Genomic DNA, 14337 nt, shown 5'->3' on the forward strand with positions numbered 1-14337 from the left:
TGTATGGAGTCAACAGAACCTAAAAAATATCCGCCTACTGAAAAGAAATTACGCGATTTAAAAAAAAAGGGTCAGTTTCCCAAAACGGAGATCGCCGAGCCAACTTTTGAATTAATTGCTTTTGTATTGATATTTTGCAGCATGATTTTTCTAATGTTTGAGTATAACAACGAATGGTTTGAATTAATACTTTATTCGGACACTCAAGTTGGTTTTCATCTTGTAAAATCTATACTAGGTTTATTTATAGGCAGTGTGTTCCTAGTTAAATTAATAATGGCTGTAATAAATTGGGTGTTAATAAACAATACAGTAATAAATACTGAATCATTAGGGTTAAAAATAGAGAAAATTCATCCTGTTACTGGCTTTAAAAATATTTTTGGTATAGCAGCACTTTCTCGTTCATTACGTAAGGTTCTAGAGTTAATTTTTCTTATTTTTTTGATGAAGTATGTTTTTGATGTTACTCATGGTGAATTAAACATACTAAAAGAAACGAACAACAGTAGCGATTTTCTCTATAAGTTTTTATTTTATATTATAGTGGTATCAATAATTTATATCGTTTATGGTGTATGTGTTGGCAGTGTTGACTTCTTGATTGAGCGCTATCACTTTCATCAAAAAAATAGAATGACTTTTACGGAAATGAAGAATGAGATGAAGGAGACTGAAGGATCGCCAGAAATTAAATCTGAGCGAAAACGTAAAATGCGAGAGGTCATGGATTCTCCAATAGTTAAAGGTCGACAACCGACTTTTGCTTTGGCTAATCCCACGCATATCTTAGTTCCAATATGTTATGACTTAAACATTGATAGAGCTCCAGTTGTCTTACAGATTTGTACAGATTTTTTAGCTCAAGAGGAACGGAAACGTTTGCAAGAAATGCATGTACCTATTATTGAAAATAAGCAGCTTGCGCGCGCCTTCTATCATAAAATGAAAAATGGTGAAGATTTTATTCCTAAGGAATTTTATCATGATGTAGCTATTATTCTATCAGCACTCAAAAGGAAAAATAATGCAAAGAAAATATAAGTCAGGTTTTATTTTTTCAAGTTTGCTAACTCTGATCGCTTGTAGTAATCCAATACGTGATGACAACGTAGTCCTTGACTATGACTGGGAACCCGATATTTATAACCTCGTTTATTCTCATGTTGCCGATGTAGATAACCTACATTTTTGGGTACGGAGAGCACCTGAGTATAAGGACGGTTCTCCCCATCAACGTGGATGCATTGAAATTGCTCAACCTAAAATGTCTAACCGATTTTACATCGCTAACCTTAATAGCTATGGATTAACGGAAGTTAAGAGTTGTGAAGGTGATTATTCCGCATTTAATAATATTATCGCACCAATACAAAGTCGAGCATTTGATATGTCTGTATGGAGCAGCAACAATCGAATGACTGTAACAGAGCTTGATGGTGCCCATTGGTTACTAAAGTTTGAAAGCTTATTTGTTGTTAATCAGTACCAATTGACCGACCAAGGACGTCATACTCTTGTGCGAATGGTTAAAGAGCTACAGACCCTCCCTATTGAAAGCTTATTGGTTTATGGCGTTGCTGACTCGTCGGGATCATACGCAGTGAATCGACAGTTGTCCGATAAACGCTCACAAGTTGTACGTGAATTTCTAGTCGAAGAAGGGATGAGAAACATCCCTATTAATATTAGAGGAAGTGTTGAAAATGCACGTTCAACAGCGCAAGAACGAGTCACTCAACGTCGTTTTATGATTGAGGTAAAGTTAAAAAATAATGGAAAATAGACGATTCTCTTTATTAGCTAGTGAGTTTATTCAGTTTACTCAGGGTACTGTAATGAAAGTAAAGCTTGGTGAAGCTTTGTCTTGTCAATATGGTGAACGTCAGTGTCGTATTGAAGATGCTCAACGAGTCGGGTTAGCTAATCAATTGTTAATCTTGGTGGAAATCCCTGAATTGACAACACGATCAGAGATTGCTTTACATTTGAACGGTGAATTTCATCTTAGTTCAGATGGCTATTTAGCTCGCCTTAGTAACGGAGCTTTTTATTTTATTCGCCATCGCCCGATCACTGAATATCCACAAGAGCTTGTTCGTTATTTAAGTGAAAGTGTAAAGATTGCCGAATGCTTGAGTACAGAGATAAAAGATTATGTGGTTGATTGAGTTTGTTGGTGGACATTTACATGGGGTAAGGTTACCGCTCGAATCATCGTTAGAAATAACTGGAAACAAAGAGAGTAAAAATCTTGAGGCATTAATTGTGCCTGAAATTTTACCAACGGACATGACATTGTTGTTTGAACTGAATGGGGCAGTACCAGTAGTCAAAGGCTTTAATAAAAGTCATCGATTGAAGCGTTTATCTGCCAATCGAGTGTATTGTTTTGAAGGGTTAAGTTTCTTTTTATTTAAGGAAGGTTCGCGTCGTCCAAGTTTGAGGCGTTATCGTTTCCGAGAGTATCGAACTTTGATCGTATCAAGTCTTCTACTCAATATTTTACTGACTGGGTTGGTGTTTTTTTTGTTTCAGATGCAACATCAATCGATGGTCGTTGGTTACTTAAAACAATTAGGTTCGGGTTATCTTAAAGAGGGAAAACTGTATGTTTTTGAAGAAAAGTCATTGGTAGGTTTGCCCAATAGCTGGCTTAGTCATATTAACCTGGTGAGTAAAAATGATTATTTACGAGCATCTCAGTTAACTCTTGAATTAGTCTCTGCATCCTCAGGTAAACCTCTTGTCAGTAAGATTATTCAACGCGAAGGACGAGACCAGATACGAGTAGAAATCGATGAAATAGATAATCGAGTTATGACATTATTTGGTCAATATGGTATTAGCTTTAAAAAAATAGATAATGACTGGTTTGTTTCTGATCAAGGAATAGCAACTCAACTGTTAAGAGAATCTGGCCTACATCAGGTTTTAAGTCATGTTAGATCAAGAGAAGTCGAGGAAGAAATTATTTATGAAAAAGATTTCCCGTATTCAATTTTTTATTCTACGACAGCCGGTCGTTATATCTATAATTCCCAGGTTCGTTATTGGGAGGGTAGTGAAGTACCAATGCTTGGTACAATAAAAAGTATTAAACCTAGTAAAATAATATTTGAAGATGGTTTAAAAAAACGTTTGTTTTTAATTAAATAGAATTAGGATTATAGTATGACAATGATCAACCCTTATATATCCACTTCTACTAACTCTGAATTAGTAGATAAGGAAAAATTATCATTATTGAAAAATGATACTCCTCAATTTTTTAGTGAGGATACGAAAGAAAATTTATTTAAAACACTTTTTTCATCGAATACTAAAGATGCTCTATTATTAATTGATCAAATTTTATCACAATACACAAGTAATCAAACTATTAAAGCTGATCGTATGGCAAAAGATATTGAGAATAAAGCAAAAGCGATTGCTGAAATAAATCGTTTATGGGGGTTAATTATGCAAGATAACTTGCCTCATACTAACCCTACAGATAATGATAAAAAGACGCCGTTGGGAGATAGTGTTTCAGGTAAATATCTAGATGAAATAAATAAAATTATATCATCATCTTTAAGTGATAAGCAGGGAATAGCAGCTATTACTGGAAAAGACCTAGAAAATTCTAAGAAACATAATGTTAATTATAATGAGCTTCAGGCGATGAACGCTACGATGACCGCTTATTGTGACACGATTCAAGTAGATTTAGACAGTCACCAGCAGCTGTTTAAAAATATCATGACTGAGCTCTCTTCTACGCAAGAAGAAATTCGTGATGTACGTCGCTCGATCGTTGCTATAGCGAAGGGGTAAAGCATGAAAATTGCTATTGATGTTGTGATTGGTCATTGCACTATGACTTTAAATGAACTTCAACAGTTACAAAAAGGGAAAATAAAATCTCTTTCTGACTTTGTACAATCGCAAGTGATGTTGAAGAGTGGCAATGAATTAATTGCTGTAGGTACTTTAATAAAAGTTGATGATCAATATTGTGTCTCTATTGATCAGGTTAATAAAAATGATTGATGAGGACAAGCCTATGGAAAGAAAGTTTTTTCTAGGAAACCAAGTTGTTTTCGATACTTTAAAGGGCGAAATTTCTTCAGATTTAAAATCAGTCGGGCTAGGTAGTAGAGACGCTGCCATCTTGAAACTACTGTGTGAGCAGAGAAATAAAGTTGTTCAAAAAGAAGATATCCATCAGCATGTATGGGGTAAAGTTTTAGTCAGTGAAACATCATTGACAAAAGCGATTTCAAATTTACGAAAATCATTGTCTTTATTTGAAGAGTTGACTTGTCAAATTAAAACTATACCAAAAGAAGGGTACGTGTTAATACAAGAAGATGATGTCTCAGATAGTTTTTGGCTAGATGAACTCTCTACATTTGATATAAAAAATGTCATAAATGGAAAAGCAACTAATAATAATGATTTTCTTTATATCCCTAAAGATGAAAGAGATTTGTTTTTTTCTAAATATGAGGAAAAAAACTTCCCTGAAAATAAATTTTTTTTCTTCTATTCAGTCTCTGTTGTTATATTAATTTTTGCTTCTATATTTTTGTTTTTCTATTGGGGGACTGTATTTTAGATATCTATAAAGGCGGGATCTAACTTTAGTCAATTCAAATGTTGGATTTTTTATATCCGATTGAATTTTTTAGATATTATATTAATCAGATCTTTTTTTTAACTACTGATTAAACAAAACGGTCATGATCAAATATTTAGATAAAATGTATAATTCCCTCTCACATATCAATTAGGTCAACCCCACGTTTGTGGTTGACCATGGGGGGATCTTACTCATCACATCTTAAAGAAAGAGGTAAGGGAAGCGATTAGAAGTTCGCTTGATGCATTCAATATCGCGATTTTTTGCTGATGGCTGATCAGGTAGAAATGCTTAAAAAATCGTTGATAAGGTAGATAATATGCTGGTTGAGGTTAAGAAAAACTAGCCAGCACCGCTTAATGAAATTTATACGCAGTGCCATGCTTATGGGGTATTACCGTAAAAGCCCCCGAGTTTTACGCTAGCACAACAACAGAGGGCATGGTTGTACGGAAGTTATGTAGTAAATGAGTTCTTGGTAAAAGAACGATTTTAGGATAACCAATCATGAGTGCTTGTTACGGTATTTTTCAAGTGAGTTATCATGATCTAACTCCTTAGGTGTGATGCATGTTGCATTTAATTATAGTATTGAATTGCCATCCATTCATAGGTTGATTGAATTCATTATACAAAGCCATTTTTCTACATAAAAACATAGAATTGAGATTCTAACTAATAAGTGCAATTCATGTTTTTTCATAAATCTATTTATAGCCAATAGTTGGTGACTATGATTGGTTTTATTGTAAAGATAACTAAATTTTAATTATAACTTTTTGTTCTATAAATATTTTTTGGTTTAGATATTATTTTATAATTTTTCACTTGGAGGATTTGTACAGCAAGGTTTACATTTGCTTACCTTTTAAACTCCATTTTTAGTTTCTTTGAAAACTACCATCATCCATTTGGATAAACATCTATGCAATTTTCATTAAAAAATTTTTCTATTCGGGTGCAAGTTATGCTTCCCGTTTTAGTTGCTACATTCGCTTTAACGGTCAGCTTATGGATCATTAAAAATGATCTGGAAGGAAAGTGTACGAGAAAACGCTTCAGTGATGAGAGTCTTATATCAAGATCAAACGGATGCGCTATCCGTTAATGTCGTCGATGATATTAATGATATGCGTCTTCATGTGGCTGATTCTATAATCTCTCCAGCCATTCGAAAGGACCTCATGGCTAAATTATTACAAAGACAAAAAAACATCAGTACTCATTTAAAAATATTACAGCAAGATGAGTATTATCAAAGCGATGTACCTCATATTCTTAATCTTGTTGATGAGTTTTTAAATCGTTCAAAACAGATGCTCACATTTTTAGAACAGTATGAAGAAGGGACAGCTTCTGAGAGTGAATTTGTTGCGAAGAATGCTTCGTTTCGAGATCAGGCAATAGATTTACTCGCGACAGTTGTCAATGTCAGTAATAGAGCAAAGGAGCGTGAAGCGAAAGCCTATGCTGATATTGAGGCGTACGAACGTTATGAAATGAATGTTGCTATGGCGATTGTCTTGTCTGTGCTTGGGATATCATTGATGATTGCTTGGGTGCTTTCAAAAATGATTGTTGCACCTATTCAGCATATTCAAGGAGTGATGCGTGAGTTGGCACAGGGGAATTTGACGGTCCGGGCAACAGTTGAGGGTAAAAACGAAATTTCAATTCTCAGTCAGGATGTCAATACCACCGCTTCTCAACTACATAGTATGGTCGATCATCTGAATCGAATCAGTGAAGAAGTGGCATCGGCGTCAACGGAATTAGCAGCGGTCATGACTCAAGCGGAATCAAATGCACAGCAAGAATTGTCTGAAGTTGAACAAGTGGCCTCTGCAGTGAATGAGTTGTCGAGTACGGCTGATAATGTCAGTGATAATGCCTCCGTTGCCGATTCGACGGCTCGTATGGCTGATGAATTAGCTAAATCCGGTTTGGCGATTTCTCAAGAGAGTGTTCAAGCGAGTGTTCAAATGTCGGAGGCATTGAACCATGCGGCAAGCTTAGTACAACGTTTGAAGGAGCAATCAGAGAAAATCAATGATGTCGTTGAAGTCATTCGTAACGTCTCTGAGCAAACCAATTTATTAGCGTTGAATGCGGCGATTGAAGCGGCTCGTGCTGGTGAAACGGGACGGGGTTTTGCTGTGGTCGCCGATGAAGTAAGAATGCTCGCGGGACGTACAGAAAGTTCGACTAAGGAAATCGGCGTGATTATTGAGGATTTGCAAAATCAATCCGTTTTAGCCAATGATAGTATGCAAACTACGATTGAAATGTTGGCTCATAATAGTGAGTTGACCCAGCGTGTAAGTGATGCATTGGTTGGCATTTCAGAATCGGTTTCGGATATTAATGATTCTAATACTCAGGTCGCCACTGCAGCAGAGCAGCAATCACAAGTGACACAAGATATTAATCGTAACGTGGTTAACATTTCTGAGCTTGTGCATCAGAATGTCACTGGTATTAGCCAGAGTGCCAGTGCGAGTGCTGAGCTTTCGCAACTTGCTGAGAAGCAAAAAGCACAACTTGCCTTCTTTAAATTGTAAATTTCTAGTCTTGTGTGCAAAGCCGTATTACTCGAAAGAGAATACGGCTTTTTTAATAAGGTGGTTTACATTTATTTTGTGTGTGGATAAATGATAAATTTTCAGGAAAGACAGGCAGTGTACTACTGAAAAGTGTAGATCGATAAAAACCTTAATTTTCTAGGTGAAATTTCAGTGTGGATACAGTGCGGATATAATCGGTTTTTGAGAGGTTGAGCCAGAGTTTAGCTATATTAAGTGCTTGAAAATAGTAATTTGCGAGTGATTTCACAATCATTATTTTGGGTAAATTTACAATGAAAAATTACTTGTTCATTTTTACTTAATAGAGAGTTAAGCCATGAAAAAAACTATTGTTGCTATGATGTTAGGTAGTGCTATGACGTTGGTGATGCCCGTTTACTCATTGGCGCAAACTCAAACGGCGGCAGTTCATTCTCGCGTTGACTACGCACAACTGGTTACTAAGCGTCAGGTTGTGGACCAATTGTTAGCGGATGCCGTTACTGCCTTTAAATCCCCCTCACGTATTTCTCATGCTGGTTTTACGGCCAAAATGCCGACGAACATGCAAATCGTCACTGACCGATTATTAGAGGCCTATCAGCTTGAGCCTTACCGTACCGATTTATTAATTTCCGCAGCGAATGCTCAAATATACAATAACGACATTGATAGGGCACTCGATCTTTACCAGCAAGCGTTAGCTGTTGCTCCTGACGATATCGATCTTCATTCTTATCTTGCGGTGTGGTTAAGAGTCAAAGGGGATGAGACGAAATCAAAGCAACATATGAATGCATTGGCTAAGCTGAACCCCGGCCGTTTATCCGATTTACAGAAGATTTTTGCTGTGGTGGATCGAATATTAACAACGCCATTAAAAGAAATTGCACATCAGCCTAAGGCTGGAAAAAATGCGATTGTCACTCTGGGGTATGCACTCAACCCCGATGGTTCAATGCATGATATTCTGATTGCTCGTTTAGAAACAACGTTGACGATGGCGAAGGCGGATCCTAATGCCGTGATCATATTAACAGGCGGTGTTCCTCAAAATCATAAAACTGAAGGCAAACTGATGGCAGATTGGTTGAGAGAGAAAGGCATCAACCCGAATCGCATTATTGAAGAGAACTACGCAACAAGTACGGTTGATAATGCATTATTCAGTAGCTACGCCTTAGCAAGACATAAAATAGATCATGCCACAATCATCAGTTCTGCTAGTCATGTCCGTCGTGGGCAGGCCTTATTTGAAATTGCCAGTTGGCAAACCGGCCCTCATGGTATTACTTTTGATACGGTCAGTTATCCTGATAAACCACTTGCCGATTTAAAACAAGTTAGTCAATCTGAGTTATTGGGTATTTATCGTGATGCCTTGAGAACTTATGGTATGTGGAGCTACCGTTCTTATCCACTAGAAGCTCGCTAAGGACACGTCACGTAATTTGTTGTTGCCTGCGGTGTTAGTGGTAACAACAAATTAGGCTTAATCTAATCGGTTGACACTGAGTATGCTTTGCTGGCGTATTTGACTAACGAGTATCAGTTTATGTCGCATTAATGAGGAAAGTTGTCGATATCGATAAAGCAATTTACAAGAGCTTGGTTTGGCTGATCGCTCTATCAAATAGTTCTTCGAGAAGCGATAAATTGCCGTGATAACCTTGAATATTGGCTTCAAGCCAGTGGTCTTTGGATACTTCAGGCCAATCCAGTTCATATCCTGCAACAAAAACTAACTCTTCAAAGAAAAAGCGTGTTGCTCTGCCATTACCTTCGCGAAAGGGATGAACGATATTAATTTCACAGAAAATATCAGCAATAAGATGTACAAACGCAGCTCTATCGACACAGTTACGTAGCTGAGGGATTCTTGCCAATTGGCGATTTAGCTCTTTTTCGATATAGAGGCAATTACAAAATCGGGTTGTGCCCTTGCTAATATCAACATCGCGGTATTTCCCTGCCCATGAGTAGACGTCTTGAAAAAGCACCCAATGCAGGGCTCGAAAGTGTTCAATGTCGAATTGCTCTAAAGTAGAAAGTTGGCTGACATAGTTGATGTATCGGTATTCAGCAAAGGCAGTTTCTGCTTCATGCAGTTCATCGCCGTCTTGAATATTCAGTTGATTTTTGAGTGTATCTGAATCGGGGTAGCAATAATGATCCCGACTGACGCCGTATTTATCTCGCATATCGGCGCTTTAGGGCTTCTAGGGTTGACGGTTTACCACTCGCGTTTAGGCCTTCGTAGGCAGTACTGACCTTAAAATTACTCAGCTTAGGCACAAATTTTCTTTCAATGGAGCGCTCTGGAATATCAATTTTGGCATAACTATTTTGCATATATTCACTCAACCTTATGATGTCACGTTGTCAGTGTAATGGTGTGGTTAATCAGGATCAAATGTTAAACGTAAGATTTTTTGGTTCGGTGATCTAGGAATAAGTGACTTACTCATCAGTATAATACTGCACACCAATTTGAATCCGTGGCCTATCATTGGCCACTCGCCAGCGGTTGGTATCACGCAGTGAGTAAATACAGCCGCAATACTCTTGTTGGTAAAAACGTTCTCGCTTGGCGAGTTCAACCATGCGACTTGCACCGCCTTGTTTGCGCCAGTTAAAAGTCCAGTAAGTCAGGTTTGGGTAACGTGCTGCAGCGCGTTGACCACAGTCATTAATTTGCTGCATATTTTTCCAACGCGAGATCCCTAAGCAACTGGTGAAAGTGTCAAACCCATTTTCATGGGCGTACAACGCAGTGCGTTCAAAACGCATGTCAAAGCACTCAGTGCAGCGAATACCGCGCTCTGGCTCCCATTCCATGCCTTTAACCCGTTCAAACCAGTTTGGCGCGTCATAATCTGCATCTATAAACGGAATACCCAGCTTCTCGGCAAAACGAATGTTCTCTTCTTTACGGATCAAATACTCTTTTTCTGGATGAATGTTTGGGTTATAGAAAAAGACGGTGAGTTCAATCCCCGCGTTAACTATTCGCTCCATCACATCACCAGCGCAAGGGGCGCAGCAAGAATGAAGCAGGACTTTATTGGATACATTGGCGGTTTCGAGAACGATAGTTTGTAAAGTGGGCATAAGAGTAAAGACATGATGGTGAATAAATAATGTTAACGTATTGTACCAATATGCAGTCAGTTTTCTAGTCATTAATGCTCAGTATAAAAATTGGATGAAAGTGGGCTCTTTTTTGGTTTTTGTGGTTTAAACATAACGATATTTTATGTTTATATCCGAGTTTTAATCAAATACTAATCTAAGTAGTGATAATTGTTTTTATTCAATTTTATAGTGTTGTTTTTATTAATTTTTATCTTAATGATTTAGCATGCTTATGATTGTATTTTTTATGAAAATTATAGACGTATTGTGTAAAAAACTTGTGCTATGATTCGCGGCGGTGAGTTGGGTGTTTTTGTGGAGTTCGGGAATGAATCGTAAAACCAGCGCAGCACTTATTTCGGTGGGTTCTAATAGCACGCTAATTGTGATGAAAATGACGGTGGGCATTTTGAGTGGCTCGGTGAGTATCATTTCAGAGGCAATACACTCTGCCATGGATCTTATTGCGGCGTTAATTGCGTTATTTGCCGTTAGTACCTCAGATTTACCCCCAGACGATAACCATCCTTACGGACACAGTAAAATTGAGAACGTTTCTGGTGTGTTAGAAGCGTTATTAATTTTGGGTGCAGCAGCTTGGATCGTTTATGAAGCGATTGCTAAGCTATTCGACCCTCAACCAGTGAGTGCTATCGGGTTAGGGGTGATCGTGATGCTGATTTCAGCTCTGGTGAATATCTTGGTTTCAAAACATCTTTATCGCGTAGCGAAAGAAGAAGAATCAATCGCGCTACAAGCGGATGCTCTGCATTTAAAGGCCGATGTATTAACCTCACTCGGTGTGGCGGTGGGACTATCAGTGATGTTGGTCGCTGGGTACTTAGGTTATGACTGGTATTTTATCGATGCGATTGTGGCCATCTTTGTTGCGGTATTTATTTCTCGTGAGGGAGTGAGCCTGTTGTGCGAAGCGTTTCATCCTTTGTTAGATCATCGTATTTCTGATGAAGAGTTGGCGCTGACTCGCCAAACCATTGAAACGGCTTGTGGATCAGAGATGAGTTTCCATCAGTTACGTACTCGTTACTCGGGGCGTCGTCGCCATATAGATTTTCATCTTACTGTACCTAAATCGATGTGTGTTGATGTTGCCCATCAACAATGCGATCGGATTGAAGCGGCGATCATGGCTGTACTGCCGAATGCGGAGGTGTTAATTCATGTTGAGCCTGATTATAGCCATTCAAGGCAAAGCGTTGTGAGCCGTCAATCGGTTGGTATTTGTAATTAACGGTTGCTACCCAATAGTAAAGGCCTCAAAATGGCGGACTTTGCGCGGTCTGCCGCGTTGTTTATTTATTACTATTGAGAATCATATATGGGTTTTACCTCGCTCGGTCTGTCTGCACCAATCCTTAAAGCTATTGAAGAAAAAGGGTATAACACGCCTTCGCCTATCCAAGTGCAGGCCATTCCTGCGGTATTAGAGGGCAAGGATGTCATGGCAGCAGCTCAGACTGGCACAGGAAAAACAGCCGGTTTTACTCTGCCCATTTTGGAGCTTTTATCAAAGGGTCCAAAAGCGAGAGCTAATCAGGTGCGCGCTTTAATTCTTACTCCTACCCGTGAGCTGGCTGCGCAAATTCAAGAAAGTATTCTAGTCTACGGTCGCCATTTACCGTTAAGCAGTGCCGTCGTATTTGGTGGAGTGAAAGTTAACCCACAAATGCAGCGGATGTGTAAAGGTGCAGATATTTTAGTGGCTACCCCTGGCCGATTGATGGATCTGTATAACCAAAATGCGGTTAAGTTTGATCAACTGGAAATTTTGGTTTTGGATGAAGCGGATCGAATGTTAGATATGGGCTTTATCCGTGATATTCGTAAGATACTGAAACTATTGCCAGAAAAGCGTCAGAACTTATTATTCTCGGCAACGTTTTCGGCTGAGATCCGAGAGCTTGCCAAAGGCTTAGTCAATAACCCGGTTGAAATTTCAGTCAGCCCTGCCAACTCAACGGCAAGAACCGTTGAACAGTGCATTTATCCGGCTGATGTGAAAAAGAAACCAGCCATGTTAGTTAAATTGGTCAAAGAGGGTAATTGGCAACAAGTGTTGGTGTTTATGCGTACCAAACATGGTGCTAACCGCTTAGTGACGTATTTAAATGAACAAGGTTTAACTGCGGCGGCGATTCATGGTAATAAAAGTCAAGGCGCACGTACCCGTGCGTTAGCCGATTTTAAAGCGGGTGATATCCGCATTTTGGTCGCCACCGACATTGCTGCACGTGGTATCGATATTCCTCAACTGCCACAAGTAGTCAACTTTGAATTGCCTAAAGTGGCTGAAGATTATGTCCATCGTATTGGACGTACTGGTCGCGCTGGAGAAGTAGGCAAAGCGGTCTCGTTTGTGTGTCAATTGGAAGCGCCAGAATTATTTGCCATCGAGCGTTTAATTCAAACAGTGTTACCACGAGTCAGCTTGGCAGGCTTTGAGCCTAGCAATGCGGTGCCTGAATCAAAGTTGGATACACGACCTTTAAAACCTAAAAAGCCTAAAAAGGTAAAACAGCCAGCCGAGGCGGTTGCGGGACAGAAAAATGCAGGTCACCGCGGACAAAGATCCAATGAGGCTCGACCTGCGAATAAATCTAATCCTAATTCAGCAAAAAAGAGTCCGTCTCATCGTACGCGTCGCCCTTCATCGACAACCAAAACGTCGACGGCTAAACCTGCACCTCGCTCAGCGAAATCAAACTAAGCGAATAATAGTCGCGCACTCATTTTATCAATAAGCGTGCGCGGTTAAAAAAATGGACAGTAATTTAGCGAGTTAGCTTTTCGTGTATTAACCTTATTGATGAGTGTTTTCACGTACAGGTGATAAGGATATGCAAAAATACACACAACTGGCAGTGGTGCTTGGGGCGTTTTTTTCTGGTTCTGCGTTAGCGGCGAATGCGGTCGCTGATGCGCGAGGGAATGCAATGGGTAATACAGGGGTGACCACCTCTGATTATCTATTAGCGCCGTTTTATAACCCAGCGTTAACCGCGGTTTATCGTAGCCGAGATGACTTTGGCGTCTTATTACCCGCCGTCGGTATTAACCTGCGCGATAGCGATGATAATTTATCGACGATTGATGATTTACAAGATGTGATCAAAGCGTTTGAAGCTGGTGATACTTCGCAAGCAACGCAAGATCGATTGAATCGTTATTTAGATGACTTAAATAACAATAAACCTTTTGCGGTGTCTGGTGGTTTAGGTGTTGCCGTCGCCATTCCGATGAACCGAGTTTCATTAAACTTTTTTGCGCGCGGCTACGTTGAGATCCTCGCGAAAGCACAGATCAGTGATGATGTTGATCCGGTCACTCGCTATCAAGACTCCAGTGTTGATCTCATGGCCTTTGGTTATTCCGAATACGGGCTTGCAGTGGCTAAAATGGTGCAGTATCGCGGCCACCAATGGGCTATCGGTGTAGCGCCGAAAATCCAACAACTCAAAACTTATCAACAGAGCTTAAGTGTTAAAGAATTTGATTTAGATGATTATGATCAGAGTGAAACCAGTGACAGCGCTTTTAACCTCGATTTAGGTGTCGTGTGGCTAAAAGATAACTATCGCGCAGGTGTGGCGGTAAAAGATCTGTTTAGTCAAAAAATCACGACATTTAATGGCATCAATCAATACAAATTGGATACTCAAGTTACCGTATCGGGTGGTTATGTCACCGATGCTTTCACCGCTGCTGTGGATTTAGATCTCACCAAACAATCTCGTTTTGACGGCAAAGGGGATGATACCCAGTTCTTACGCTTTGGTATTGAAGGTAATGCATGGCGCTGGGCGCAATTACGTGCTGGTTATGAGATTGATTTAGAAAGTAATCTTGATAATGCTATTACCGCAGGTATTGGTTTTAGTCCGTTTGATGTGGTGCGCTTTGATTTAGCAGGGAACTACGCCGGTAAACATCAGATGGGGGTTGCCGCTAACCTTTCGCTGACTTTTTAAGCTGATATTTATCGCGTCATTG

General features: G+C 39.3%; 14 protein-coding genes. 12 read left to right on the plus strand and 2 right to left on the minus strand.

What is annotated here, in order from left to right; translation table 11 throughout:
- Positions 1 to 3 precede the first annotated feature (3 nt).
- The 9 genes from AACS00_RS08355 to AACS00_RS08395 all read left to right on the plus strand — a co-directional run bounded on the left by AACS00_RS08355 (position 4) and on the right by AACS00_RS08395 (position 8626).
- Positions 4 to 1044 (plus strand): EscU/YscU/HrcU family type III secretion system export apparatus switch protein, encoded by a 1041-nt coding sequence (locus AACS00_RS08355; protein ID WP_110167086.1) that lies wholly within the window; start codon positions 4 to 6, stop codon positions 1042 to 1044.
- Positions 1028 to 1786, plus strand: a complete 759-nt coding sequence (locus AACS00_RS08360) for an OmpA family protein (protein ID WP_072670922.1) — start codon at positions 1028 to 1030, stop codon at positions 1784 to 1786. The genes AACS00_RS08355 and AACS00_RS08360 overlap by 17 nt, the downstream gene beginning before the upstream one ends.
- On the plus strand, positions 1776 to 2171 hold the full coding sequence (locus AACS00_RS08365) for a hypothetical protein (RefSeq protein ID WP_072670923.1): 396 nt from the start codon (positions 1776 to 1778) through the stop codon (positions 2169 to 2171). The genes AACS00_RS08360 and AACS00_RS08365 overlap by 11 nt, the downstream gene beginning before the upstream one ends.
- Positions 2158 to 3159 (plus strand): hypothetical protein, encoded by a 1002-nt coding sequence (locus AACS00_RS08370; protein WP_110167087.1) that lies wholly within the window; start codon positions 2158 to 2160, stop codon positions 3157 to 3159. Before AACS00_RS08365 ends, AACS00_RS08370 begins: the two co-directional genes overlap by 14 nt.
- 15 nt (positions 3160 to 3174) lie before the next feature.
- Positions 3175 to 3819 (plus strand): hypothetical protein, encoded by a 645-nt coding sequence (locus AACS00_RS08375; RefSeq protein WP_072670925.1) that lies wholly within the window; start codon positions 3175 to 3177, stop codon positions 3817 to 3819.
- Positions 3820 to 3822: 3 nt separating this feature from the next.
- Positions 3823 to 4035, plus strand: a complete 213-nt coding sequence (locus tag AACS00_RS08380; RefSeq protein WP_072670926.1) for a FliM/FliN family flagellar motor switch protein — start codon at positions 3823 to 3825, stop codon at positions 4033 to 4035.
- Between the two features lie 13 nt (positions 4036 to 4048).
- Complete coding sequence (locus tag AACS00_RS08385; protein WP_083545027.1) at positions 4049 to 4603, plus strand: winged helix-turn-helix domain-containing protein; 555 nt, start codon at positions 4049 to 4051, stop codon at positions 4601 to 4603.
- Between the two features lie 1049 nt (positions 4604 to 5652).
- Positions 5653 to 7188 (plus strand): methyl-accepting chemotaxis protein, encoded by a 1536-nt coding sequence (locus tag AACS00_RS08390; protein WP_375152948.1) that lies wholly within the window; start codon positions 5653 to 5655, stop codon positions 7186 to 7188.
- A gap of 340 nt (positions 7189 to 7528) precedes the next feature.
- A complete protein-coding gene (locus AACS00_RS08395) occupies positions 7529 to 8626 on the plus strand; it encodes a YdcF family protein (RefSeq protein ID WP_110167088.1) in 1098 nt (365 codons plus the stop codon).
- A 163-nt stretch (positions 8627 to 8789) separates the two neighbouring features.
- Here the strand turns inward: AACS00_RS08395 and AACS00_RS08400 are convergent, their stop codons facing one another.
- Both AACS00_RS08400 and AACS00_RS08405 read right to left on the minus strand, forming a co-directional pair.
- Positions 8790 to 9392, minus strand: a complete 603-nt coding sequence (locus AACS00_RS08400) for a Fic/DOC family protein (RefSeq protein WP_110167089.1) — start codon at positions 9390 to 9392, stop codon at positions 8790 to 8792.
- Positions 9393 to 9651: 259 nt separating this feature from the next.
- Positions 9652 to 10374 (minus strand): epoxyqueuosine reductase QueH, encoded by a 723-nt coding sequence (locus AACS00_RS08405; RefSeq protein WP_258306846.1) that lies wholly within the window; start codon positions 10372 to 10374, stop codon positions 9652 to 9654.
- Between the two features lie 280 nt (positions 10375 to 10654).
- Here AACS00_RS08405 and AACS00_RS08410 point away from each other — a divergent pair, with 280 nt between their 5' ends.
- The 3 genes from AACS00_RS08410 (at position 10655) to AACS00_RS08420 (ending at position 14315) form a co-directional block, all read left to right on the plus strand.
- Positions 10655 to 11578, plus strand: coding sequence for a cation diffusion facilitator family transporter (locus AACS00_RS08410; RefSeq protein ID WP_110167090.1), 924 nt, complete (start codon positions 10655 to 10657; stop codon positions 11576 to 11578).
- 87 nt (positions 11579 to 11665) lie between these two features.
- Complete coding sequence (locus AACS00_RS08415; protein WP_110167091.1) at positions 11666 to 13054, plus strand: DEAD/DEAH box helicase; 1389 nt, start codon at positions 11666 to 11668, stop codon at positions 13052 to 13054.
- Positions 13055 to 13184: 130 nt separating this feature from the next.
- Complete coding sequence (locus AACS00_RS08420; RefSeq protein WP_072670933.1) at positions 13185 to 14315, plus strand: conjugal transfer protein TraF; 1131 nt, start codon at positions 13185 to 13187, stop codon at positions 14313 to 14315.
- The last annotated feature ends 22 nt before the right edge of the window (positions 14316 to 14337 follow it).

Source organism: Vibrio sp. 11986-1-5 (assembly GCF_963878025.1).
In the GTDB taxonomy this organism is placed as follows: Bacteria; Pseudomonadota; Gammaproteobacteria; order Enterobacterales; family Vibrionaceae; genus Vibrio; species Vibrio injensis.

Coding starts and splice junctions, on each gene's coding strand:
- AACS00_RS08420 (WP_072670933.1), top strand. CDS start 13,185: ATGCAAAAATACACACAACTGGCAGTGGTGCTTGGGGCGTTTTTTTCT.
- AACS00_RS08375 (WP_072670925.1), top strand. CDS start 3,175: ATGACAATGATCAACCCTTATATATCCACTTCTACTAACTCTGAATTA.
- AACS00_RS08360 (WP_072670922.1), top strand. CDS start 1,028: ATGCAAAGAAAATATAAGTCAGGTTTTATTTTTTCAAGTTTGCTAACT.
- AACS00_RS08355 (WP_110167086.1), top strand. CDS start 4: ATGGAGTCAACAGAACCTAAAAAATATCCGCCTACTGAAAAGAAATTA.
- AACS00_RS08370 (WP_110167087.1), top strand. CDS start 2,158: ATGTGGTTGATTGAGTTTGTTGGTGGACATTTACATGGGGTAAGGTTA.
- AACS00_RS08365 (WP_072670923.1), top strand. CDS start 1,776: ATGGAAAATAGACGATTCTCTTTATTAGCTAGTGAGTTTATTCAGTTT.
- AACS00_RS08395 (WP_110167088.1), top strand. CDS start 7,529: ATGAAAAAAACTATTGTTGCTATGATGTTAGGTAGTGCTATGACGTTG.
- AACS00_RS08380 (WP_072670926.1), top strand. CDS start 3,823: ATGAAAATTGCTATTGATGTTGTGATTGGTCATTGCACTATGACTTTA.
- AACS00_RS08400 (WP_110167089.1), bottom strand. CDS start 9,392: ATGCGAGATAAATACGGCGTCAGTCGGGATCATTATTGCTACCCCGAT.
- AACS00_RS08385 (WP_083545027.1), top strand. CDS start 4,049: ATGGAAAGAAAGTTTTTTCTAGGAAACCAAGTTGTTTTCGATACTTTA.
- AACS00_RS08390 (WP_375152948.1), top strand. CDS start 5,653: ATGATCTGGAAGGAAAGTGTACGAGAAAACGCTTCAGTGATGAGAGTC.
- AACS00_RS08405 (WP_258306846.1), bottom strand. CDS start 10,374: ATGACTAGAAAACTGACTGCATATTGGTACAATACGTTAACATTATTT.
- AACS00_RS08415 (WP_110167091.1), top strand. CDS start 11,666: ATGGGTTTTACCTCGCTCGGTCTGTCTGCACCAATCCTTAAAGCTATT.
- AACS00_RS08410 (WP_110167090.1), top strand. CDS start 10,655: ATGAATCGTAAAACCAGCGCAGCACTTATTTCGGTGGGTTCTAATAGC.